This is a genomic window from Mycobacterium vicinigordonae (genome assembly GCF_013466425.1).
Classification (GTDB): Bacteria; Actinomycetota; Actinomycetes; order Mycobacteriales; family Mycobacteriaceae; genus Mycobacterium; species Mycobacterium vicinigordonae.
Genome location: NZ_CP059165.1, coordinates 5241746 through 5264012, shown reverse-complemented (window position 1 = coordinate 5264012; position 22267 = coordinate 5241746). Strand labels below are relative to the sequence as shown.

18 protein-coding genes and 1 pseudogene are annotated in these 22267 nt (G+C 66.7%); 13 read left to right on the top strand and 6 right to left on the bottom strand.

The window, feature by feature from the left end:
• Window positions 1–113 precede the first annotated feature (113 nt).
• From cobF to H0P51_RS23410, 7 genes and pseudogenes are all read left to right on the top strand, one after another.
• Entirely contained in the window at window positions 114–869 is a 756-nt protein-coding gene (gene cobF / locus H0P51_RS23435; protein WP_180915217.1) for a precorrin-6A synthase (deacetylating), read from the top strand.
• Window positions 870–1097: 228 nt separating this feature from the next.
• Window positions 1098–1784: a PE family protein gene (locus tag H0P51_RS29035; RefSeq protein WP_180915216.1), complete on the top strand. Its 687-nt coding sequence runs from the start codon at window positions 1098–1100 to the stop codon at window positions 1782–1784.
• A gap of 198 nt (window positions 1785–1982) precedes the next feature.
• The gene (locus H0P51_RS23425; protein ID WP_180915215.1) at window positions 1983–3722 is read left to right on the top strand and encodes a PE family protein; all 1740 of its coding nucleotides are present in this window, start codon (window positions 1983–1985) and stop codon (window positions 3720–3722) included.
• Window positions 3723–3836: 114 nt separating this feature from the next.
• Window positions 3837–5351 carry a PE family protein gene (locus H0P51_RS23420; protein ID WP_180915214.1) on the top strand — a complete coding sequence of 505 codons (1515 nt, stop codon included), beginning with the start codon at window positions 3837–3839 and terminating at the stop codon, window positions 5349–5351.
• Between the two features lie 15 nt (window positions 5352–5366).
• Window positions 5367–5561, top strand: a pseudogene (locus tag H0P51_RS28710) (DNA-formamidopyrimidine glycosylase family protein); the annotation flags it as partial.
• 180 nt (window positions 5562–5741) lie between these two features.
• Window positions 5742–6230: a zinc finger domain-containing protein gene (locus H0P51_RS28705; protein WP_425489091.1), complete on the top strand. Its 489-nt coding sequence runs from the start codon at window positions 5742–5744 to the stop codon at window positions 6228–6230.
• Between the two features lie 18 nt (window positions 6231–6248).
• Window positions 6249–6998, top strand: coding sequence for an SDR family oxidoreductase (locus tag H0P51_RS23410; RefSeq protein ID WP_180915212.1), 750 nt, complete (start codon window positions 6249–6251; stop codon window positions 6996–6998).
• Window positions 6999–7118: 120 nt separating this feature from the next.
• Here H0P51_RS23410 and pgi read toward each other — a convergent pair whose 3' ends face one another.
• The 3 genes from pgi to H0P51_RS23395 form a co-directional block, all read right to left on the bottom strand.
• A complete protein-coding gene (gene pgi / locus H0P51_RS23405) occupies window positions 7119–8780 on the bottom strand; it encodes a glucose-6-phosphate isomerase (protein WP_180915211.1) in 1662 nt (553 codons plus the stop codon).
• A 10-nt stretch (window positions 8781–8790) separates the two neighbouring features.
• The gene (locus tag H0P51_RS23400; RefSeq protein ID WP_180915210.1) at window positions 8791–9762 is read right to left on the bottom strand and encodes an esterase family protein; all 972 of its coding nucleotides are present in this window, start codon (window positions 9760–9762) and stop codon (window positions 8791–8793) included.
• Window positions 9763–9837: 75 nt separating this feature from the next.
• On the bottom strand, window positions 9838–10152 hold the full coding sequence (locus tag H0P51_RS23395) for a chorismate mutase (RefSeq protein WP_180915209.1): 315 nt from the start codon (window positions 10150–10152) through the stop codon (window positions 9838–9840).
• 404 nt (window positions 10153–10556) lie between these two features.
• Between H0P51_RS23395 and pcrA the strand changes: the two genes are divergently transcribed.
• Window positions 10557–12884 carry a DNA helicase PcrA gene (gene pcrA / locus H0P51_RS23390; RefSeq protein ID WP_180915208.1) on the top strand — a complete coding sequence of 776 codons (2328 nt, stop codon included), beginning with the start codon at window positions 10557–10559 and terminating at the stop codon, window positions 12882–12884.
• A gap of 4 nt (window positions 12885–12888) precedes the next feature.
• Here pcrA and H0P51_RS23385 read toward each other — a convergent pair whose 3' ends face one another.
• Together H0P51_RS23385 and H0P51_RS23380 are read right to left on the bottom strand one after the other, a co-directional pair.
• Complete coding sequence (locus tag H0P51_RS23385; protein WP_180915207.1) at window positions 12889–13458, bottom strand: hypothetical protein; 570 nt, start codon at window positions 13456–13458, stop codon at window positions 12889–12891.
• 3 nt (window positions 13459–13461) lie between these two features.
• The gene (locus H0P51_RS23380; RefSeq protein WP_425488911.1) at window positions 13462–14529 is read right to left on the bottom strand and encodes a M23 family metallopeptidase; all 1068 of its coding nucleotides are present in this window, start codon (window positions 14527–14529) and stop codon (window positions 13462–13464) included.
• A gap of 278 nt (window positions 14530–14807) precedes the next feature.
• Here H0P51_RS23380 and sucC point away from each other — a divergent pair, with 278 nt between their 5' ends.
• The 3 genes from sucC to H0P51_RS23365 all read left to right on the top strand — a co-directional run bounded on the left by sucC (window position 14808) and on the right by H0P51_RS23365 (window position 18672).
• Window positions 14808–15971: an ADP-forming succinate--CoA ligase subunit beta gene (gene sucC / locus H0P51_RS23375; RefSeq protein ID WP_180915206.1), complete on the top strand. Its 1164-nt coding sequence runs from the start codon at window positions 14808–14810 to the stop codon at window positions 15969–15971.
• Between the two features lie 18 nt (window positions 15972–15989).
• Window positions 15990–16892 carry a succinate--CoA ligase subunit alpha gene (gene sucD, locus H0P51_RS23370; RefSeq protein ID WP_180915205.1) on the top strand — a complete coding sequence of 301 codons (903 nt, stop codon included), beginning with the start codon at window positions 15990–15992 and terminating at the stop codon, window positions 16890–16892.
• Window positions 16893–17148: 256 nt separating this feature from the next.
• Window positions 17149–18672: an acetyl-CoA acetyltransferase gene (locus H0P51_RS23365; RefSeq protein WP_180915204.1), complete on the top strand. Its 1524-nt coding sequence runs from the start codon at window positions 17149–17151 to the stop codon at window positions 18670–18672.
• A gap of 69 nt (window positions 18673–18741) precedes the next feature.
• Here the strand turns inward: H0P51_RS23365 and H0P51_RS23360 are convergent, their stop codons facing one another.
• Window positions 18742–19590, bottom strand: coding sequence for an LLM class F420-dependent oxidoreductase (locus H0P51_RS23360; RefSeq protein WP_180915203.1), 849 nt, complete (start codon window positions 19588–19590; stop codon window positions 18742–18744).
• 250 nt (window positions 19591–19840) lie between these two features.
• Between H0P51_RS23360 and H0P51_RS23355 the strand changes: the two genes are divergently transcribed.
• On the top strand, window positions 19841–20752 hold the full coding sequence (locus H0P51_RS23355) for a DUF5336 domain-containing protein (RefSeq protein WP_180915202.1): 912 nt from the start codon (window positions 19841–19843) through the stop codon (window positions 20750–20752).
• Window positions 20753–20805: 53 nt separating this feature from the next.
• The gene (locus H0P51_RS23350) at window positions 20806–22233 is read left to right on the top strand and encodes a cell division protein PerM (protein WP_246398175.1); all 1428 of its coding nucleotides are present in this window, start codon (window positions 20806–20808) and stop codon (window positions 22231–22233) included.
• Window positions 22234–22267 lie beyond the last annotated feature (34 nt).

Genomic DNA, 22267 nt, shown 5'->3' with positions numbered 1-22267 from the left:
GTCGGATAGTTCAAAACGTTAGGGAGATCACACCCGTTAGTCAATACCCAGGGTACTGGGTACCGACGGTCTCATCTAGGGAGCTTCCCGCGGCCTTCTCTAAGTTGGGCGGTATGGGTCGGCGCATTCACGTCATCGGTATCGGCGCAGGTGATCCCGGTTATGTGACCGTCCAGGCAATCGAGGCGCTCAACGACACCCAGGTGTTCTTCGCGATGGACAAGGGCGAGTTCAAGAGTGATCTGGTGGCGTTGCGGCAGCAGATTTGCGCGCGCTTCATCCGGCGCCCGGGTTATCGGTTCGTCGAGTTGCCCGATCCGCGGCGTGCCGCCGCCGGGGCGCACGATGCCGAGTACCGGCAAGCCGTCTCGGACTGGCATGCGGACCGCGCCCGCATCTGGGCGGCGGCGATCCGCGACGAAGTGCAGCCCGACGGCTGCGGGGCCTTCCTGGCCTGGGGTGACCCGTCGCTCTACGACAGCACGCTGCGCATTCTGGACGCGGTGGCCACCGAGATCGACATCAGCTATGACGTGATCCCGGGGATCACCGCGGTGCAGGCGTTGACTGCGCGGCACCGCATCCCGCTCAACGACATCGGTGAACCGGTGCTGATCACCACCGGCCGCCAGCTGCGCGCGCACGGGTTGTCCGGGTCGGCGGTGGTGATGCTCGACGCCGATTGCTCCTTCCAGGTCTGCGCACCCGAAACCCGCATCTGGTGGGGCGCCTACCTGGGTACTCCGGACGAGCTGCTGGTCACGGGAACTGTCGGCGGGGTGGGCTCGCGGATCGCCGATCTTCGCGCGCAGGCCCGCACCCGGCACGGCTGGATCATGGACACCTACCTGCTGCGGGCGCCCGATTAACTAGCGATTGACCTACCTTCCATGACGCTCGCTAGCTGAGCGGTAATCGCGCTACTGCGTCCCGACTGCACGCGCACCTGAGGGTCGGAACCCCCGAACGGCCCGGACCCCTACAGCGTCGCCTGGCCGGCACGCGCTGCAGATGCCGCACCCCAGCATCCTGGGATAGGGTGCGGCTGCCAGACGCGTGCCCAATACGCGGTCCCATCGAACGAGGAGAATTGCCGAATGTCCTACGTGTTCGCTATGCCCGAGTGGGTCGCTGCGGCGGCCTCGGACCTATCGAGCATCGGCAACTCGATCAATGGAGCGAGCGCTGCTGCTGCAGCGCCTACGTCCGGCGTGTTGGCCGCAGGCGGCGACGAAATCTCGGGCGCAATCGCAGCGTTGTTCGACTTGCACGCCCAGGCCTATCAGGCGGCCAGTGCCCAGATGGCGCTATTCCACGAGCAGTTCGTGCAGCTGATGGCCGGAGGAGCTGCGCAATACGCCTCCGCGGAGGCGTCAAATGCTGCCCTAGGGGCTGCCGAAATCTCCCCGACCTCGGCAACTGGACCGCTGCAAACCGCTGAGCAGCAGATTTCCCATGGGATCACGGCACCTATCACCGGGCACCCCCCGTTGGCCGGCAGTTTCGGCCGTGCCGCGGCAGCAGAAGCCGCTGGGCGAGGCGGCGGGGTCGGCGTGACTACGCAAGGTGGCGGATCTGCCGGCCTGGCCGGCAACGGGGCAAGTCGCGGCATGGTTGGCCTTGGCAATGGGGGCACTGTCGAAGGTGGGAACGCGCTGAAAGGAGCCGCACTTGAGGCGCCGACAGCCGCTCCTGCCACACCGCCGGCGCCTGCCACACCGGTCGCGCCCAGGCCGTCTCGTCCGGCAGCACCGCAGGCGCCGCCGAGCCCGCCGCGCCAATAATCCGTCTCGCGGCGGCCCGGCGATGGCTTTCCATGTCGGGACAAATCTCGAGGACTCCTCGCGGCGGCATCCGGTAGATGAGGGTTTAGTAAATCCCTCGTAGAACGTGTGCTCCGTACCCCAGGCGCCGCGATACGATCCGTGTTCGCGTGCTAAACACGTGCTTAATGTGCGGTTGGTCGGGGAAGTGGGTTCTGGATGTCGTACGTGTTCGCTACGCCGGAGTGGGTTGCCGCGGCGGCGTCGGACCTCTCCAGCATCGGGTCCACGATCAACGCCGCCACCTGGGCCGCGGCAGCGCCGACGTCGACAGTGCTGGCTGCCGGCGCCGACGAGGTCTCGGCGGCCATTGCGGCGATGTTCGGCGCGCACGCCCAGGCTTACCAGGCGTTGAGTGCGCAGGCGGCCCAATTCCACGAGCAGTTCGTCCAGTTGATGAGCGGCGGTGCAGCGCAATACGCCAGCGCTGAAGCATCCAACGCGCTGACCGCGGCGGGTCAGGATGTCCTCGGCGCCATCAACGCGCCGACGATGGCGCTGCTGAATCGTCCGCTGATCGGGAACGGCGCCAACGGCGCCACACCCGGCGCCAATGGCGCCGACGGGGGGATTCTTTGGGGCAACGGCGGCAACGGCGCCAACGGTGGGACAGGCCAGAACGGCGGCAACGGCGGTTCTGCCGGGTTCTTCGGCAACGGGGGCGCCGGCGGCACGGGTGGTAACGGCGCCAATGGCGTCGCCGGTGACTCGGCTCATCGAGCCGGGCAGGCTGCCGGGCTCGGCGGCAACGGCGGTACGGGCGGCTGGCTCTACGGCAACGGGGGCGCCGGTGGCCATGGCGGCAACGGCGGCGACGGGTACTTCCAATCCTCGATCACGGCCGGCAGTAGCGCGGGCCCCGGTGGTGGTGGCGGTAACGGCGGGTCCGCGGGACTCTTTGGCAATGGCGGGATCGGTGGCACGGGCGGAAGCGGCGGCAACGCCGTCGGCTCCCAGAACATCGCCGCCGCGGGCAGGGCCGGAATCAGCGGCTTGGCTGGTGCCGGCGGCAACGGCGGTCACGGCGGGTGGATCGCCGGAGACGGCGGCACCGGCGGGGACAGCGGCAGCGGCGGGTCCTTCAGAAACCCAGGCAGCACGCTCATTGATGAAGGGGTCAACGGCTCAGCCAACGGCTTCTACGCCTTCGACGTGCATGCCGGTAACGGCGGCAACGCGGGGTTGTTCGGCCACGGCGGCGCCGGCGGAAACGGTGGCTACGGCGGCGACGGACAGTCCGCCACCGTCCTCGCCGGCGGCACGGGCGGGGACGGCGGACAAGGTGGCTTCGGTGGCGACGGTGGCAATGGCGGCCTCTTGTGGGGCAGCGGTGGCGTCGGTGGACTCGGTGGGGCCGGCGGCCTCGGCGGCGCATCCACTACCGGGGGTGACGGTGGTTCGGGCGGCGCCGGGGGGACCGGTGGTCAGGGCGGCCGCGGCGGCCTGATCGGGTCGGGTGGAGACGGTGGCAGGGGCGGTGCGGGCGGCGACGGCGGCGTCGTAGCCGGGACCCTTTCCGGAGATCCCAGCAATGGATGGTCCGGCGTCGGCGGCGACGGCGGTCGCGGTGGTGATGCCACACTGCTCGGCAGTGGCGGGCGTGGCGGCGACGGCGGCGCTACCGGAACCACGTCGTTCCAGGTCTATGCGGTCAGCAACGGCGGTGCCGGCGGCCACGGTGGCTGGTTGTTCGGAGACGGCGGCGGCGGTGGCAACGCCGGCCAGTCACCGTCGGGCGCGCCCACCAGCGTCCATACCGGCATCGGTGGCGGCGGCGGCGACGCAGGTTTGTTCGGCGCGGGCGGCGATGGGGGAGCCAGCAGGTTCGGTCAGCCAGGTGGCAGCGGTGGCGCCGGCGGCAAAATCTTCGGCAAGGACGGCCAGCCCGGGGCGGTCTAGTTCGCAGCCCGGATAACGTCGTCGCTGAAATCATTCAGCCGCAATCGAATTCGGTTAAAACGCCCAAAGTGTGATCTTGATCGCAGTAATATGCGGACTTCAGGAGGTCCGCTTGTGTCGTTTGTGAACGCTACGCCGGAGTTTGTGGCGGCCGCCGCCTCTGATCTGGCCGGGATCGGCTCGACGATCAGTCAGGCCAACCTGGCCGCACAATTTCCCACGTCGACTGTGCTGGCTGCCGGGGCGGACGAGGTTTCGGCCGTCATCGCGGCGATGTTCGGGGCGCACGCGCAGGCCTACCAGGCGCTCAGCGCCCAGGCGGCACAGTTCCACGAGCAGTTCGTGCAGCTGATGAGTGCCGGCGCGGCGCAGTACGCCAGTGCGGAGGCATCGAACGTGCTGCAGACCGCCGAACAAGAAGTGCTTGGCGCCATCAACGCGCCGACGATGGCACTCCTAAATCGTCCGCTGATCGGTAACGGAGCCAACGGAGCCACACCCGGCGCCAACGGCGGCGACGGCGGAATCCTGTGGGGCAACGGCGGCAACGGCGCCAACGGTGCGGCTGGCCAGAACGGCGGCCACGGCGGGTCAGCCGGGTTCTTCGGTAACGGCGGAGTCGGGGGTGCCGGTGGATCGGGCGACAATAGCGCCGCGGGCGCGGTAGCCCAGCCCGGGGCCAATGCTGGCAACGGCGGCAACGGCGGGGCCGGTGGCTGGATTTGGGGCAACGGCGGACGAGGCGGGATCGGCGGGACCGGGGGAGACGCCGGTCTGAACGTCAGCGGTGCCGGGGGCTCCGGCGCTAACGGCGGCATCGGCGGAAACGGTGGCGCCGGTGGTCGCGGCGGCTATCTCTTCGGTGACGGTGGCAACGGCGCGGCTGGTGGCGCCGGCGGACAAGCCACCGGCTCGACGAGCCACAGCAACTCTTCCTCTGTGACTGCCGGCACTGGTGGAACCGGTGGCCTGGGCGGTAATGGCGGCCACGCGGGGTGGCTATCCGGCAACGGCGGCAGCGGTGGCGACAGCGGCAACGGTGGAGGTCTGATTGGTGGAGGCGCACAGGTCGTCGTTGGCCCGAATGGCGGCGCGGCAGGGCTAACTGCCGGGGCCGGCGGCGACGCCGGGCTGTTCGGTGCAGGGGGTGCCGGCGGCAATGGCGGTCTCGGCGGTTTCGGGGGCAGCGCGAGGTTTGAGAACGGTGGTGATGGCGGCGCCGGCGGCAACGGTGGGCTCGGCGGTAGGGGAGGTTTCTTCGTCGGCAACGGCGGCGCTGGAGGGTTCGGCGGCACCGGGGGTCACGGCGGAAATGCCGGCTCCGCCGCCATGGCTCCCATAGCGGGCAACGGTGGCGCCGCCGGTTCCGGGGCCGCGGGGGGCGCATCGGGGTGGATCGGCAACGGCGGCGCCGGCGGCAACGGCGGTTTCGGCGGAACTCCGGGTCAAGCGTCCGTCAATGGACAAACCGCGACCGGCACTCCCGGCGCGGACGGCGGTGGTGGCCAGGGCGGCAACGCCAGCTTGTATGGCAATGGCGGCGCCGGTGGCAACGGCAAACCGGCCGGCGCCGGTGGCAACAAGGGCCTGCTCTCCGGAACGCCCGGAACACCCGGCGCCACGACCTAGGGGCAGACTGGACCGGTGCCCGAACTCCCTGAGATCGAAGCGCTGGCCGACCATCTGCGCCGACACGCCGTCGGACTGCCGATCGGCCGCGTCGACGTCGCGGCACTTTCGGTGCTCAAAACCTTCGACCCGCCTATCAACACGCTGCACGGGCAAACCGTCGTCGGTGCCGGTCGCTGGGGCAAATACCTGGGCCTGCAGGCCGGCGAGCTGTGGCTGATCACCCATCTGTCGCGGGCCGGCTGGCTGCGCTGGTCGGACAAGCTCGCCGCCGCGCCGCTACGCCCCGGCAAGGGCCCGATCGCGCTGCGCGTGCACCTGGGCACCCCGGGCACGGCGCCTGGCTTCGACCTCACTGAAGCCGGCACCCAGAAACGGCTGGCGGTCTGGCTGGTCAATGATCCCCAGCAGGTCCCGCAGATCGCCTCGCTGGGGCCCGACGCCCTGGAACTCGGCCCCGACGACCTGGCGCGAGTACTCTCCGGCAACACCGGGCGGATCAAGACCGTCATCACCGATCAGAAGGTGATCGCCGGCATCGGCAACGCCTATAGCGACGAAATCCTGCATGTGGCCAAGCTGTCCCCGTTCGCCACCGCGGGCAAACTGACCGCGGAGCAACTCACCACCCTGCACGACGCGATGATCTCCGTCCTCAACGACGCCGTCAGCCGCTCCGTCGGACAGGGTGCGGCTACCCTCAAAGGCGAGAAGCGCTCCGGGCTTCGGGTGCACGCCCGCACCGGGTTGCCCTGCCCGGTCTGCGGTGACACCGTTCGCGAAGTGTCGTTCGCGGACAAGTCTTTTCAATACTGTCCGACCTGTCAGACCGGCGGCAAGGTACTCGCCGACCGGCGCATGTCGCGACTGCTCAAATAGCCCCGATATGCTGCGCGGGTGACCCGCCAGAGAATCCTGATCACCGGTGCTAGCTCCGGCCTGGGCGCCGGTATGGCACGAGCCTTCGCCGCCAAGGGGCGCGACCTGGCGCTGTGCGCCCGACGCACGGAACGTCTCGACGACCTGAAAGCCCAACTGACGCAAGAGTATCCGTCGATAAAGGTCGCAGTCGAGCAGTTGGACGTCAATGACCACGAGCGCGTGCCGAAGGTATTCGCCGAACTGAGCGACGAACTCGGCGGCATCGACCGGGTGATCGTCAACGCAGGAATCGGCAAGGGTGCCCGGCTGGGCTCCGGCAAGATGTGGGCCAACAAGGCGACTCTCGAGACCAACCTGGTTGCGGCGCTGGTCCAGATCGAAGCCGCGCTGGAGATGTTCCACACGAGCGGTTCGGGCCACCTGGTGCTCATCTCGTCCGTACTGGGCAACAAGGGCGTCGGGGGAGTCAAAGCCGCCTATGCCGCGAGCAAAGCCGGACTGAGGTCGCTCGGTGAATCGCTGCGCGCCGAATACGCCAAGGGCCCGATCAAGATCTCGGTAATCGAGCCGGGCTACATCGAGTCTGAGATGACGGCCAAGTCGAACAGCACAATGCTGATGGTGGACAACGAAACCGGCGTCAAGGCGCTCGTCGGTGCCATCGAGCGGGAGCCCGGCCGCGCCGTGATTCCGTGGTGGCCGTGGGCACCGCTGGTGCAGCTGCTGCGGCTGCTGCCGCCACCGCTGACCAAACCCTTCGCCTAGCCCGCCACCCTAGCACTGCGCCCGCAGCGCCGAGGTGAATCGCACGACGCTGAATTGGCATGTCGCGTCGAAAGATTCGCTCTCGCTAGCCAACGGAGAACACGGCTAGGGTCCAGCCGGTTACTCCACCCGCCCTCTTTCGGCACGGTAGCGGCGCACCAAAGCATCCGTCGAACTGTCCGTCTGCTTGGCCGGCGACGCATCGCTGGTGATCACCGGCAACAGCGCCTTGGCCTGCGTCTTGCCTAGCTCCACACCCCACTGGTCGAACGAGTCGATACCCCACACCACGCCCTCGGTGAACACCTGATGCTCGTAAAGCGCGATCAGCTGTCCCAGCGCCGAGGGCGTCAGACGGTTTGCCAGAATCGAGGTTGACGGCCGATTTCCGGGCATCACCTTGTGCGGCACCACATCCTTCGGGGTACCCTCGGCCGCGATTTCCTTGGCTGTCTTGCCGAATGCAAGCACCTGGGTCTGGGCGAAGAAGTTACTCATCAACAGGTCGTGCATGCTGCCGTCACCCTCGGCGGTCGGCAGGTCGTCGAGGGGCTGACTGAACCCAATGAAGTCAGCAGGGACCAACCGGGTGCCCTGGTGCAGCAATTGGTAGAAGGCGTGCTGGCCGTTGGTTCCCGGCTCGCCCCAATAGATTTCACCGGTATCGGTGGTGACCGGGCTGCCGTCTGCGCGGGTCGACTTACCGTTGGACTCCATGGTCAGCTGCTGCAAATAGGCTGCGAACCGGGCCAGGTCGTTGGAGTACGGCAGCACTGCGCGCGATTGCGCGTCGAAGAAGTTGGAGTACCACAGACCTATAAGACCAAGCAGCGCTGGCGCATTCGATTCCAATGGCGCCGTCCGGAAGTGTTCATCGACGATATGGAACCCGGACAGAAAGTCTGCGAACGCTTCGCGGCCGATGACGGCCATCACCGAAAGCCCGATCGCCGAGTCCACCGAATAGCGTCCGCCGACCCAGTCCCAGAAGCCGAACATGTTGTCGGTGTTGATCCCGAATTCGTCGACCAGTCGCTTGTTGGTGGAGACCGCGACGAAGTGCTTGGCCACCGCCCCGTCACCGAGGGAATCGGTGAGCCAGCGCCGCGCGGCCGTCGCGTTGGTCAACGTCTCCAGAGTCGAGAAGGTTTTGGATGCGACGATGAAAAGCGTTGTGGCAGGGTCCAAGTCGGTCAGCGCCGCGACCAGGTCAGCGGGGTCGACGTTGGAGACGAAGCGCGCCGAGATGCCCGCGTCGGCGTAGTGCCGCAGCGCCTGGTATACCATCACCGGACCCAGGTCCGAGCCGCCGATGCCGATGTTGACGACGGTGCGGATCCGCTGCCCGGTGGCTCCGGTCCATTCGCCGTTACGCAGCCGATCGGTGAAGTCGCCCATCGCGTCAAGAACGTCATGGACGTCCTTGACCACGTTCTGGCCGTCGACCTCAAGCCGCGCGTTGCGCGGCAATCGCAGCGCCGTGTGCAGCACCGCGCGATCCTCCGAGGTGTTGATGTGCTCACCGGCGAACATGGCGTCGCGACGCTGTTCCAATCGGGCCGCCCGGGCCAGATTGATCAGCAACTCGATCGTCTCGCGGGTAATGCGGTGTTTGCTGTAGTCGATGTACAGATCGCCGACGGTCAGGGTCAGGTCGCGCCCACGCTTGGGATCGTCGGCGAACAACTGCCGCAGGTGGGTTTCGCCGATCTGATCGTGGTGCTTGCGCAGGGCGCCCCACTCAGCGGTGGCGGTGATGTCTGATGGGTCGGAGGAGGTCATACCTCCGACCCTAATGCGAGCCCATCCCGGCAAGAACTTGCTGCAGATCCGGCAGCATTGCCTGCAGCTGCTCGCCCCAATACTGCCAGGTGTGGGTGCCGCTGGCCGGGAAGTTGAACACGCCGTTGTGCCCGCCCTTGGCCTTGTACCTCGCCGCGAAGACTTTGTTGCTGATCCGGGTGGCGCTTTCCAGCAAGCTGGCATCCAGCTTGGTGCCTAAGTCGGATTCACCCCCATTGCCGGTGTACACCCAGATGCGAGTGTTGTTAGCGACCAGCTTCGGCACGTTGACCGTTGGGTCGTTGGCGGCCCACGCCGGGTCGCTGGGTGGACCCCACATGGCGTCGGAGTGGAAGCCCCCGGCCCCCAGCTGCGCGGCACTGACCAGGGCGGGCCATTGACCGGCCGAAAGATTGAGGAATCCCGACATCGAAGCCGCGTACACGAAATTCTGCGGATGGTTGGCGGCCAGGATCAGCGCCGCCGAACCTGCCATCGACGCACCGACCACCGCGTTGCCCGTCGCTCCGATCGCCTTGTTCGTTGCCAACCACTGCGGCAACTCCTGGGTCAGGAACGTCTCCCACTTATACGTGTATGTGCCGCCGTTGCCGACAGCCGGCCGGTACCAGTTGGAGTAGAAGCTGGCCTGACCACCTGTCGGCAACACTGCCGCCAGACCCGAGGAGCCGAACCACTCGAAGACCGGCAGATGGATGTCCCAGCCGTTGAAGTCATCTCGGGCGAGCATCCCGTCCAGTAGGTACACCGCGTGGGAGCCGCCGCCCTGAAACTCCACCTTGACGTTTCTGTTCATCGACGGCGACGGGACCATGAGGTACTCGATCGGCTGGCCTTGCCGCGACCACGCCGACGAGGCACCCGCGCCGGACACCTCACCCAGCAGCGCGAGCAACGCCGCAGCCGACAGGAACAGCAACCGGCGCAACGGCGAAAGCCCAGCTGTTAATGCTGTAACCATTTCCGGCGAAATTTACCCTGGCAAAGCCGGAATTAGCCGAATGTAATGCGGTCGAAACCGATTAGAGGCCGACTCTTAGTGGCCGAGCCGACCCCGCCCTAGACGCAAGAGCAGCATGGCGAGATCTTTACCCTCGGGGCCAAGCGCGCTGTAACGCTCGATCACCTTCATTTCGCGGTTGTGCACGAGTCGGGTACCGCCGGAGGCCATCCGCGCCCGGCCGATTGCCTGGGACACTTCGGCACGCCGCTTGACCGCGGCCAGGATCTCGGCGTCTAGGCGGTCGATCTCGGCGCGCAACTCGTCGATACTGAGCTGTTGGGTATCGAGTGCCTCGGTGTTCATGTCTGCTATCTCCGTGTTTTCGTGAGGTGGGGGGTCTGGTCTCATCCGGGTTGGGCCTCACACAAAAGACGAGCCCCGAAATCCGGAAGCGGACCGCGGGGCTCTGCGATAGCAGCTAGACCACGGGCACCGCTGGCCGGTACCCGTAGAAAAATCGAGGCTGCTTGTTGAGCACCAAACGAGTGTGCCACCAACCGGTGTGCACGCGCAAAAAAATGCGGCAAATTCGCACCGCTAATCGTCCGCCGCGTCTGTCGGACATTCCGCAGCACTCTTTAATTCGGCTGCGGATAAAGAGTATTCATCTTGAATTCGTGAGCGTGACTCTCGGATGGACCGGTGCGCTGTCGGCCGCGTAAGCGAGTACCTAGCTCTAGGACCGCGGCTGCGAATGCGCTTTGGACGCTGCACGGTCGGGTGTCGGCGGACGGCGGTAAGTTTGGACCGACATGAGTGTGCACGCTGCTGACGCAAAATCCGAAGCCGACCAGTTGCTGGAGGGTCTGAACCCGCAACAGCGGCAGGCGGTGGTCCACCAGGGTTCGCCGCTGCTGATCGTCGCGGGCGCCGGTTCGGGCAAGACCGCGGTGCTGACCCGCCGGATCGCCTACCTGATCGCCGAGCGGGGCGTGAGCGTTGGGCAGATCCTGGCGATCACGTTCACCAACAAGGCCGCCGCCGAGATGCGCGAACGCGTGGTCAACCTGGTCGGTCCGCGCGCCCGCTACATGTGGGTGTCGACGTTCCACTCGTCCTGCGTGCGGATCCTGCGCAACCAGGCCTCGCTGATCGCGGGACTCAATTCCAATTTCTCCATCTACGACGCCGACGACTCGCGCCGCCTGCTCCAGATGATCGGGCGCGACATGGGCCTAGACATCAAGCGGTTCTCGCCGCGGCTGTTGGCCAATGCCATCTCGAACTTGAAGAACGAACTGATCGACCCGCACCAGGCGGTGGCCAACCTCACCGACGAGTCCGACGAGTTGACCCGCACCGTCGCCTCTGTTTTCGGCGAGTACCAGCGGCGGCTGCGCGCGGCCAACGCACTGGACTTCGACGACCTGATCGGCGAGACCGTCGCGGTACTGCAGACCTTTCCCGACATCGCGCAGTACTACCGGCGGCGGTTTCGGCACGTGCTGGTCGACGAGTACCAGGACACCAACCACGCGCAGTACGTCTTGGTGCGCGAGCTGGTCGGGCGGGGTAGTGACGAGAACTCAGACTCCTCAGCTGATCAAGTCCCGCCGGCCGAGCTGTGCGTGGTCGGTGACGCCGACCAGTCCATCTACGCTTTCCGGGGCGCGACCATCCGCAACATCGAGGACTTCGAGCGCGACTACCCGGACGCGACAACGATTCTGCTGGAACAGAATTACCGCTCGACGCAGAACATCCTGTCGGCGGCGAACTCGGTGATCGCCCGCAATACCGGGCGCCGCGAGAAGCGGCTATGGACCGACGCCGGCGAGGGCGAACTGATCGTGGGCTACGTCGCCGACAACGAGCACGACGAGGCCCGCTTCGTCGCCGACGAGATCGACGCCTTGGCCGACCGCGGCGAGATCACCTACAACGACGTCGCGGTCTTCTACCGCACCAACAACTCGTCGCGGTCCCTGGAAGAGGTGTTCATCCGCGCCGGGATTCCCTACAAAGTCGTTGGGGGAGTGCGCTTTTACGAGCGCAAGGAGATCCGCGACATTGTCGCCTACCTGCGGGTGCTGGACAATCCCGGCGACGCGGTCAGCATGCGGCGCATCCTCAACACCCCGCGCCGTGGCATCGGCGACCGCGCCGAAGCGTGCGTAGCGGTATACGCGGAGAACTCTGGCGCCAGCTTCGCCGACGCCCTGCAGGCCGCGGCCGCGGGCAAGGTTCCGATGCTCAACACCCGCGCCGAGAAGGCAATCGCCGGGTTCGTCGAACTGCTCGACGAATTGCGCGGGCATCTCGATGACGACCTCGGCGAACTGGTCGAAGCGGTGCTGGAACACACCGGGTACCGCCGTGAGCTGGAGTCCTCGACCGACCCGCAGGAGCTGGCCCGGCTGGACAATCTCAACGAACTCGTCAGCGTCGCACACGAATTCAGCATCGACCGGGCGAACTCCACCGCCCTGGAAGACGCTGAAACCGAAGACATCCCCGATACCGGGGTGCTGGCGGCGTTCCTAGAGCGCGTGTCGCTGGTTGCCGACACCGACGAGATTCCCGAGCACGCGGCCGGACTGGTCACCCTGATGACCCTGCACACCGCCAAGGGATTGGAGTTCCCGGTGGTGTTCGTGACCGGTTGGGAGGACGGCATGTTCCCGCACATGCGGGCGCTGGACGACCCGACCGAACTCTCCGAGGAACGTCGGCTCGCCTACGTCGGTATCACCAGGGCCCGCCAACGGCTGTACGTGAGCAGGGCCATTGTTCGGTCATCGTGGGGACAGCCGATGCTGAATCCGGAATCGCGGTTCCTGCGTGAGATTCCACAGCAGCTCATCGACTGGCGGCGCGTCGCGCCCAAGCCTTCGTTCAGCGCGCCGGTGAGTGGCGCGGGCCGGTTCGGCGCTCCGCGCACCGCGCCGGCCCGTTCCGGTGCGAGCAAGCGTCCACTGATCGTGTTGGAGCCCGGGGACCGGGTGACGCACGACAAGTACGGGCTGGGGCGGGTCGAGGAAGTCTCGGGCATGGGCGAATCGGCGATGTCGCTGATCGACTTCGGCAGCGCGGGCCGGGTGAAGCTGATGCACAACCACGCCCCGATAAGCAAGCTCTGAGGATTTAGTCGGTCCAGCGTTTGGTTTCTGGCAGCGATGCCAGCACCGCGCTCGCGATCGGCAACAACGGTAGGGCGTGCACCACCCACGCCACCCGCGCGCCGGCAATGAACACACCGAGATACGTCAGTAGCGCGACGACCGCCCCAGCGATGATCAGGTGACGCCCGACCGGGCGGTGCAGCAGCAGCGTGATCACCCCGGAGACGGTGGTAATCGCGAAGACCATGGCCAGGAATCCGACCGCCACGCAGAAAAGTCGGTCGGTGCGCCACCAGCCCGCGATCAGATCGGTGGCCACCACCGAGGTGGCCCAACCGCTGACAATGCTGACCGCACTGGCCGCCACCGCCGTGCGCGCCCGGGGCTCGGGTGGTAACAGGCCGGGAAGCGGCGGCACGCCTGCGCGCGCATCCAAAGGCGTTGAGCTGCGCGGAATCTGGGTGGTCGGCGGGGCCTCAATTGGTGGCAGTGGCGCGGTCGGCGCGCGCCGGATAATTCGAGTCCGCGGTTCTTCGGAAGACTCGGACGATTCCGGTGATGTGGGTTTGGCCGGGTCGTTCGGTGTGGTCACAGGTCAGCCGGCGTAGTTGCCGACGGACAGTCCTCGTTTTTCCAGCCACGGCACCGGGTCGATTCGTTCGGAGCCGCCCAGCAGTACCTCGAAGTGCAAGTGCGGTCCGGTGGAGAACCCTCGGTTGCCCATCGTCGCGATCTGGTCGCCGGCCATCACCCGCTCTCCGACGCTGACCAGCGTGGTGTTCACGTGGCCGTAGAGGGTGACGGTGCCGTCGGCGTGCAGAAGCTTCACCCACATGCCGTAGCCGGCGGTCGGCCCCGCATCAATGACCACGCCGTCGGACACCGCATAGATCGGGGTTCCGATCGAATTGGCGAGGTCGATACCGGCGTGCAGCACACCCCACCGGTAACCGAAGTTCGATGTGTAGATGCCCTTGGTCGGCATGACGTACAGCGGTTGCTGCAGCCGTGCTTCGCGCTGCGCGCGTTCCTGCGCGAACGCCACACCGCGGGCGAACTCTTCGTTGTGGACCGCAACATTGCCCGGCTGCGCGGCCACCACCTGGACGCCACGGGGTCCGTTGGTCCCGGACCCGCCGGACAAGGTCGAGGCGTTGGCGGTCAGCACCGTCTCAATCTTCGGGGCGTCGGACTGGTTGAGCGCGGAGTGTGTCGCCGCGGCGGCCGCGCCCGCCGCCATCGCCCCGATCAGCAGGCGACCCTTAGCGGCGCTGGTGGGTTGCTTGCGGTGGCTTCCGCCACGGCGCGGCAGCTGCGTCACGTTCGTGGTGTGCGCGTGAACTGAGCGCGTGGTCCGCGGCTCATCGGTGCTGACCTGCGGCAGGACCTCGGTGACGGGGGCTGCCAGCCACAGTGGGCTCAGATTGTCGGTGGCGTCCAGGTCGTCGAGTTCGGGAGCCTGCAGCAACGGAGTCGAGGTGTCGAACTCGGGATCACCGAAGTCCAGCTCGTCGAGATCGGCGAGTTCCATGTCGTCGAGTTCATCAAACCCATCTAACGGGATGATCTCGGTGACTTCGTTGCGGTGATAGTGCGGCCAGCGATCCCGGGATCCGAGAGCCGAGCCAGCGGCGGCAGTGCGAGCAATACGGTGCTGGGACAACCTGAATGTCCTTGTATCGTGACCATAACGTTATCTGGACCTCTGAGAAGGTATCCGCAAAGGTATGGCACTGGCAACCTCGGTGCCAAAACCAAGCGAAACTGTGACTTGGATCACGTTTGAAAGGCCCAAATCATACGTGACGTATGCCACAGCCATGGGATGCGGCGACGGACCTCTTTTCGGGTGTGGATACAGTGCCTCCGTGCGAGTTGCCGATTGCTGGCACCGCCACCAATTGGGCCTAGTAAGCAAGCCGAGCGAAGGCAGTGACGCTGATGGATCTGTTCGAATATCAAGCCAAGGAGTTGTTCCTCAAGCACGGCGTGCCCGGGACGCAGGGCCGGGTGACCGACACCGCCGAAGGGGCGCGCGCGATCGCCGAAGAGGTCGGCAAGCCCGTGATGGTCAAGGCTCAGGTCAAGGCCGGCGGACGCGGCAAAGCCGGTGGTGTGAAGTACGCCGCCACCCCCGACGAGGCCTACGAGCACGCCAAGAACATCCTCGGCCTAGACATCAAGGGCCACATAGTGAAGAAGTTGCTGGTTGCCGAGGCCAGTGACATCGCCGAGGAGTACTACCTGTCATTCCTGCTGGACCGCGCCAACCGCAGCTACCTGGCCATGTGTTCGGTGGAGGGCGGCATGGAGATCGAAGAGGTCGCCGCTACCAAACCCGACCGATTGGCCAAGGTGCCGGTGGATGCCGTCAAGGGCGTCGACCTGGCCTTCGCGCGGTCCATCGCCGAGCAGGGCCATCTGCCCGCCGATGTGCTCGACGCGGCCGCGGTCACGATCGAGAAGCTTTGGGGTGTGTTCGTCGGCGAAGACGCCACCCTGGTCGAAGTGAACCCGTTGGTGCGCACCCCGGACGACAAGATCCTGGCCCTGGACGGCAAGGTAACTCTGGACGCGAACGCCGACTTCCGCCAGCCCGGTCACGCCGAGTTCGAGGACAAAGAGGCCACCGACCCGCTCGAGCTCAAGGCCAAGGAACACGACCTCAACTACGTCAAGCTCAGCGGTGAGGTCGGGATCATCGGGAACGGCGCCGGCCTGGTGATGTCGACGCTGGATGTCGTCGCCTACGCGGGCGAGAAGCACGGCGGGGTCAAGCCGGCCAACTTCCTGGACATCGGCGGCGGCGCCTCCGCGGAGGTGATGGCCGCCGGACTGGACGTGATCCTGGGCGACCCCGAGGTCAAGAGCGTGTTCGTTAACGTCTTCGGCGGCATCACCGCATGCGATGCGGTGGCCACCGGGATCGTCAAGGCGCTGGAGATTCTGGGCGACGAGGCCAACAAGCCCTTGGTCGTGCGTTTGGACGGCAACAACGTCGAAGAGGGCAGGCGCATTCTGGCCGCCGCCAACCACCCGCTGGTGATCCAGGCCGAGACCATGGACGCCGGCGCCGACAAAGCCGCCGAGCTGGCGAACGCCTGACAAGGAGACCTGACCCAAATGGCAATCTTCCTGACCAAGGACAACAAGGTCATCGTCCAGGGCATCACCGGCGGCGAGGCCACCACGCACACCGCGCGGATGCTCAAGGCGGGCACCCAGATCGTTGGCGGTGTCAACGCCCGCAAGGCCGGCACCACGGTCAAGCACAAGGACGCCGACGACAACGACGTGGAACTGCCGGTGTTCGGCACCGTCGTCGAGGCCATCGAGAAGACCGGTGCCGACGTGTCGATCATCTTTGTGCCGCCGAAATTCGCTAAGGACGCGATGATCGAGGCTATCGACGCCGAGATCCCGCTGCTGGTGGTCATCACCGAAGGGATCCCGGTCCAGGACAGCGCCTATGCGTGGGCCTACAACGTGAATAAGGGCCTCAAGACCCGCATCATCGGTCCGAACTGCCCCGGCATCATCAGCCCCGGACAGTCGCTTGTCGGTATCACCCCGGCCAACATCACCGGGCCCGGTCCGGTCGGGCTGGTTTCCAAGTCGGGCACGCTGACCTACCAGATGATGTACGAGCTGCGCGATTTCGGGTTCACCACCTCGATCGGTATCGGCGGCGACCCGGTAATCGGCACCACCCATATCGATGCCATTGAGGCCTTCGAGAAGGACCCCGACACCAAGCTCATCGTGATGATTGGCGAGATCGGCGGTGACGCCGAGGAGCGGGCCGCCGACTTCATCAAGGCCAACGTCACCAAGCCCGTCGTCGGCTACGTCGCGGGATTCACTGCACCGGAAGGAAAGACGATGGGACACGCGGGCGCGATCGTGTCCGGCTCGTCGGGCACCGCCGCCGCCAAGAAGGAAGCCTTAGAGGCGGCCGGGGTGAGGGTCGGAAAGACTCCGTCGGAGACGGCGGCGCTGGCTCGAGAGATCCTCAACAGCCTCTGATCGGTCCAGTTAGGCAGCAGAGCACGGTCCCCCGCGGGGGCCGTGCTCTTCCGCTTTCGGGGGCTGGTCAGCCCTTGATGCCGGCGATCCCGTTCGCCGAAGCATCGCTGCGTGCAGACAAGCCGGATCGCGTAGTCACCTGCGCGTTCCGGGCGGTTGGGTCACCATGGCCTTGGGCAACGAATTTCCGGATGGCAGCCCGATAGCGTCGACCGGCGGGTTTGTCTCGCAAGACCGCGCCGTCGATAGTAAGACTATGAATCTTGATTCTCGGACGCCGGTCATCGTTGGTGTCGGGCAGGCAGCCGAACGCATCGATGACCCCGGCTACCGGGCCATGTCACCCGTCGAATTGGCCGCTGCGGCAGCCCAGGCCGCCCTCGACGACTGCGCGGGAACCGCGGTGGCTGCCGAGATCGACACCATTGCGGCCACCCGGCAGTTTGAGATTTCCGGGCCTGTCGCCAACGCCCCGCTCGGGTGCTCCAACAACTATCCGCGGTCGGTGGCCAAGCGTATCGGCGCCGAACCGCGACGGGCGATCCTCGAGATCGTCGGCGGTCAGGGCCCTCAGCATCTGATCACCGAGCTGGCCGGGGCGATCGTCGCGGGCGACTCGGAGGTCGCGCTGGTCTTCGGCTCCGACGCGACGTCGACCCTGCGGCATTTCGCGGGGCGCGACGACAGGCCCGACTTCAGTGAAATGGTCGAGGGTGACCTGGAAGACCGCGGGCCGGGGATCGAGAAACTGATCTCGCGCTACACCGTTATCCATGGCTTGGTGGATGCGCCGACGCAGTACGCGTTGATGGAGAACGCGCGACGGGCGAGAACCGGGCTGGGGCCTGCCGAATACCTGCGGAGGATGGCTGAGCTGTTCGCGCCGTTCACCAAAGTTGCTGCTGCCAACCCATTTTCGGCGGCACCGGTCGAACGGACCGTTGACGAACTGATCACCGTGACCGAGAGCAACCGGATGATCGCCGAGCCGTACCCGAGGTTGCTGGTCGCACGCGACCAGGTCAACCAGGGCGCGGCCGCGGTGCTGATGTCGGTCGATGCGGCGCGCCGGCTCGGGGTGCCCGAGGTCAAGTGGGTGTACCTGCGCGGGCACGGGGACCTCGAGGCGCAACCCTTTCTCCAGCGCGAGGACTTGGGCGGCTACCCGGCGGCGGTGCTAGCCGCGCGCGAGGCCCTCGACATGGCCGGAATCGGTATCCACGACGTGGCCACCTTCGACCTCTACAGCTGTTTCCCAGTGCCGGTGTTCAACTTCTGCGACGGCCTTGGGGTGGCCCCTGACGACCCTCGTGGCCTGTCCCTCACCGGTGGGCTGCCGTTCTTCGGCGGCCCCGGAAACAACTATTCGATGCACGGTGTCGCCGAAACGGTCACGCGGATGCGAAGCGCCCCAGGGGAATTCGGCCTCGTCGGTGCCAACGGCGGCATTCAGAGCAAGTACTCGGTCGGGGTCTACTCGACCACGCCGGGACCCTGGCAGCCGGACCGCAGCGCCGCGCTGCAGGTTCAGATCGACAGCCAACCCACCGTGCCGGTCACCGAGACCCCCGACGGCTCCGGGGTCATTGAGACGTACACGGTGCGCCGAGACAACGGTCGTTCGACCGGGATCGTCATCGGACGGCTTACCGCCGATGGCAGCCGGTTCCTGGCCACCACCCAGGACGACAAGTTGCTCGCACTGTTGATCGACGGCGACCCGCTTGGGCATCCGGTGCAGGTGCGGTCCTTCGAGCACGGCAACCGCTGCACGCTGTAGGCAATCGCCTGCGCCCAACGCAACGCCCATGTGACGGCGGCGCGAAACAGATTGGTCGGGGCTGGAGCGCTAGGCGAACGAGGCGAGTTTGCCCGCCAGCCGCTCCACATACGCTGCGACCTTGTCTTCGTCGCTATCCGGCAAGCCGAACAGCACCTCGGTCACGCCGAGGTCGGCCCAGCGTGCCAGTTTCTCGGCATCGGGCTTGAAGTCCAGCGCCACGATTTGCGGGACTCCGTCACGGCCGGCCGCGGCCCAGGTGTCTTGGAGCAACTTCACTGGCGCGTCAATGTCGAAGTCGCGCGGGGTGGTGATCCAGCCGTCGGCGCTACGCGCGATCCACTTGAAGTTCTTCTCATTGCCCGCAGCCCCCACCAACACCGGGATGTGCGCCTGCACCGGCTTGGGCCACGCCCAGCTGGGCCCGAACTTCACGAACTCGCCGTCGTACTCGGCCTCTTCCTGAGTCCATAGCGCCCGCATCGCCTCGAGATACTCGCGCAGCATGGTGCGACGACGGCCGGCCGGCACGTTGTGATCGGCGAGCTCGTCGGTATTCCAGCCGAACCCAACGCCCAGGCTTACCCGCCCGCCGGACAGATGGTCGAGCGTGGCAATACTTTTCGCCAGGGTGATCGGGTCGTGCTCGACCGGCAATGCCACCGCGGTAGAAAGTCGCACCCGTGACGTCACCGCCGAAGCCGCGCCAAGGCTGACCCACGGATCCAGCGTGCGCATATAGCGGTCGTCGGGCAGCGTCTCGTCACCCGTGGTGGGGTGGGCTGCCTCCCGCTTGATCGGGATGTGGGTGTGTTCGGGCACGTAGAACGTCTGAAAGCCGTGGTGGTCGGCCAGCTTGGCAGCTGCCGCCGGAGAGATGCCGCGGTCGCTGGTGAACAGAACGAGTCCGTAGTCCATGCCCCAATTTAGAACGTGTTCTATTTTTACCTGCAGGCACCCCTCCCCATGGCGCGGGCCACCGGCGGGAGCTGCGGCGACCGGCGCGGGCATTAGTCCGGCGCGGTGCGCTAGCGTGGTTGGTCGAACGCGTCGCGGGCAGCGCCGCACTGGACTGCCTGGCACGGCGGCAGTGACGCCGCCTCGGCTCGCCGAGCACCACAAGCAAGGCACCGGAAAGCAACAGACCGGAAGCAACTAGGAGGAGTCCATGACCTACTCGCCCGGTAGTCCCGGCTATACACCCCAGCAGGGGGGCTCCTATAGCGGCAGCACACCCGCTGCCGCGCCGGCCTCTGGCCCGGTAGCCACCCAGCCGGGCGCCGAACCCGCCGCCCCCGAGAGCAAACTGGGGTTGATCCTGGCCATCACGGTGCTCTCGTTGGGGCTGTTGGCATATTTCTTCAGCTTCGGCCCGATGTTCACTTACAAATCGGACATCAGCGGCGACCTGCACGGTGACGCCGGGTACGCGGTTCCGGTGGCGGTGCTGGCGGCGTTGCTTGCCGGAGTGGGCTTGCTGCCGAAGGCCAAGAGCTACCTGCCGATTGTCGCGGTGCTTTCCGTCGCGGCTGTGCTGCTGATCATCTCCTCGACCTTCAACAAGCCGGACGGGTTCACGGCCGGCTGGGCGCTATGGATCGTCCTGGTGTGCATCGTGTTCCAGGCGGTGGCCGCCGTCGGCGCACTGCTGCTGGAAGCCGGCGTCATCACCGCGCCGACGCCGCGCCCGAAGTACGACCCGTTCAGCGGCTATGGCCAATACGGCCAATACGGTCAGTACGGCGGCCAGCCGGGCGGGTACTACGGTCAGCCAGGTGCAGCACAGCAGCCCACGCCGAATCCGGGCCAGGCGCCCGGCTACGGCTCGCAGTACGGCGGCTACTCGGCCGGCCAGAACCCGCAGTCCGGTGGCTTCCCGTCGCAACCCACCCAGGCGGTCAACCAGCCGCAGCATCAGGGACCGCCGACCCACACGCCGCCCACCGGTTTCCCCAGCTTCAGCCCACCGCCTCCCGTGTCGGCCGGCAACGAGTCTCAGGGCGGTTCGGCCCCCGTTAATTACTCGAACCCGGCCGGGGGGCAGCAGTCCTACGGCCAGCCTGGTTCGGCACCGGTCTGACCGTGCGCTCTCGCGCCTAGTCGCGCCGGTGCGCAAAGAGTGACACGCGAAGAGTGAGAAGCGTGTCGGCAAGAAGCGAGGACAACCGGGCTGCAGGCGCCCGTCAGGCACGCGACCTGGTCCGGGTCGCGTTTGCGCCGGCCGTGGTGGCGCTGGTCATCATCGCGGCGGTCACGCTGCTGGAACTACTGATTGCCAACAGCGACATGACCGGCGCGCTCGGCGCCATCGCCAGCATGTGGCTGGGCGTGCATCAGGTCCCGGTCTCGATCGGTGGCCGGGAGCTGGGCATCATGCCGCTGCTGCCGGCGCTGCTGATGGTCTGGGGTGCGGCTCGCACGACTGCGCGCGCGACCTCGCCATACTCGTCCTGGCTGGTGGTGCGCTGGATCGTGGCGTCGGCGGTGGGTGGCCCGCTGCTCATGACCGCGATCGCCCTGGCCGTCATTCACGACGCGTCGTCAGTGCTGACCGAGCTGCAAACACCAAGTGCGCTGCGGGCGTTCACCAGCGTGCTGGTGGTGCATCTGATCGGCGCCACGATCGGGGTGTGGTCGCGGGTGGGGCGGCGTGCGCTTGCCGTGTCCCCGTTGCCCAATTGGCTGGGCGACTCGCTGCGCGCCGCCTTCGCCGGGGTGCTGGCCTTGCTGGGGCTCTCCGGGGTGGTGACGACGGGATCGCTGGTAGTGCACTGGGCGACCATGCAGGACCTGTTCGGCATCAGCGACTCCATCTGGGGTCAGTTCAATCTCGCGGTGCTGTCGGTGCTGTATGCGCCCAACGTGATGGTCGGGGCCGCGGCGGTCGCGGTCGGGTCCAGTGCGCACATCGGGTTCGCGACGTTCAGCGCATTCGCGGTGTTCGGCGGCGACGTGCCGGCGGTCCCGATTCTGGCCGCCGCGCCCACTCCGCAGCTCGGGCCGGCCTGGGTGGCGCTGCTGATCGTCGGTGCCTCGTCCGGGGTGGCCGTCGGGCAGCAGTGCGCCCGGCGACCGCTGCCGTTGCCGGCGGCGATGGCCAAGCTTGTGGTCGCCGCGGTTGTCGGCGCGCTGATGATGACGTTGCTCGGCTATGGCGGCGGCGGTCGGTTGGGCAACTTCGGAGAAGTCGGCGTCGATGTGGGGGCGATGTTCCTCGGGGTGCTGTTTTGGTTCACCGTCGTCGGTGCGATGACGGTGGTGATGGCCGGCGGGGTCAGGCGACGGCGGCGACGGCCCCGAGCCAAGCCGATTGCCCCCGACCCCGACGAGGACGACTCCGTATTGGGATCTTTCGACGACGATCTCGAGGCCGCTGGGTTCTCTGACCAAGATGCGCCGCCCGATGAGGAGATCCGACGCGACGACGAGATGCCCCCCGGCCACGAGATGCCGCCCGATCACCAGATGCCACCCGATCACGAGATGCCGCGCGGCGAGGGCGATACGAACCCAGCCTCGTCGGAGGAGCCCAGCGCCGAGCCGCGCGACAGCCGGGAGTGAGCTCGCGGCCGCACTCAAAGCCCCCCACGCCCAC

What these genes read in the sequence shown, in the direction of transcription:
- cobF (WP_180915217.1), top strand. Translation starts at nt 114, where the DNA reads ATGGGTCGGCGCATTCACGTCATCGGTATCGGCGCAGGTGATCCCGGT.
- H0P51_RS29035 (WP_180915216.1), top strand. Translation starts at nt 1,098, where the DNA reads ATGTCCTACGTGTTCGCTATGCCCGAGTGGGTCGCTGCGGCGGCCTCG.
- H0P51_RS23425 (WP_180915215.1), top strand. Translation starts at nt 1,983, where the DNA reads ATGTCGTACGTGTTCGCTACGCCGGAGTGGGTTGCCGCGGCGGCGTCG.
- pgi (WP_180915211.1), bottom strand. Translation starts at nt 8,780, where the DNA reads ATGACCTCCTCCGACCCATCAGACATCACCGCCACCGCTGAGTGGGGC.
- H0P51_RS23400 (WP_180915210.1), bottom strand. Translation starts at nt 9,762, where the DNA reads ATGGTTACAGCATTAACAGCTGGGCTTTCGCCGTTGCGCCGGTTGCTG.
- H0P51_RS23395 (WP_180915209.1), bottom strand. Translation starts at nt 10,152, where the DNA reads ATGAGACCAGACCCCCCACCTCACGAAAACACGGAGATAGCAGACATG.
- pcrA (WP_180915208.1), top strand. Translation starts at nt 10,557, where the DNA reads ATGAGTGTGCACGCTGCTGACGCAAAATCCGAAGCCGACCAGTTGCTG.
- sucC (WP_180915206.1), top strand. Translation starts at nt 14,808, where the DNA reads ATGGATCTGTTCGAATATCAAGCCAAGGAGTTGTTCCTCAAGCACGGC.
- sucD (WP_180915205.1), top strand. Translation starts at nt 15,990, where the DNA reads ATGGCAATCTTCCTGACCAAGGACAACAAGGTCATCGTCCAGGGCATC.
- H0P51_RS23365 (WP_180915204.1), top strand. Translation starts at nt 17,149, where the DNA reads ATGAATCTTGATTCTCGGACGCCGGTCATCGTTGGTGTCGGGCAGGCA.
- H0P51_RS23360 (WP_180915203.1), bottom strand. Translation starts at nt 19,590, where the DNA reads ATGGACTACGGACTCGTTCTGTTCACCAGCGACCGCGGCATCTCTCCG.
- H0P51_RS23355 (WP_180915202.1), top strand. Translation starts at nt 19,841, where the DNA reads ATGACCTACTCGCCCGGTAGTCCCGGCTATACACCCCAGCAGGGGGGC.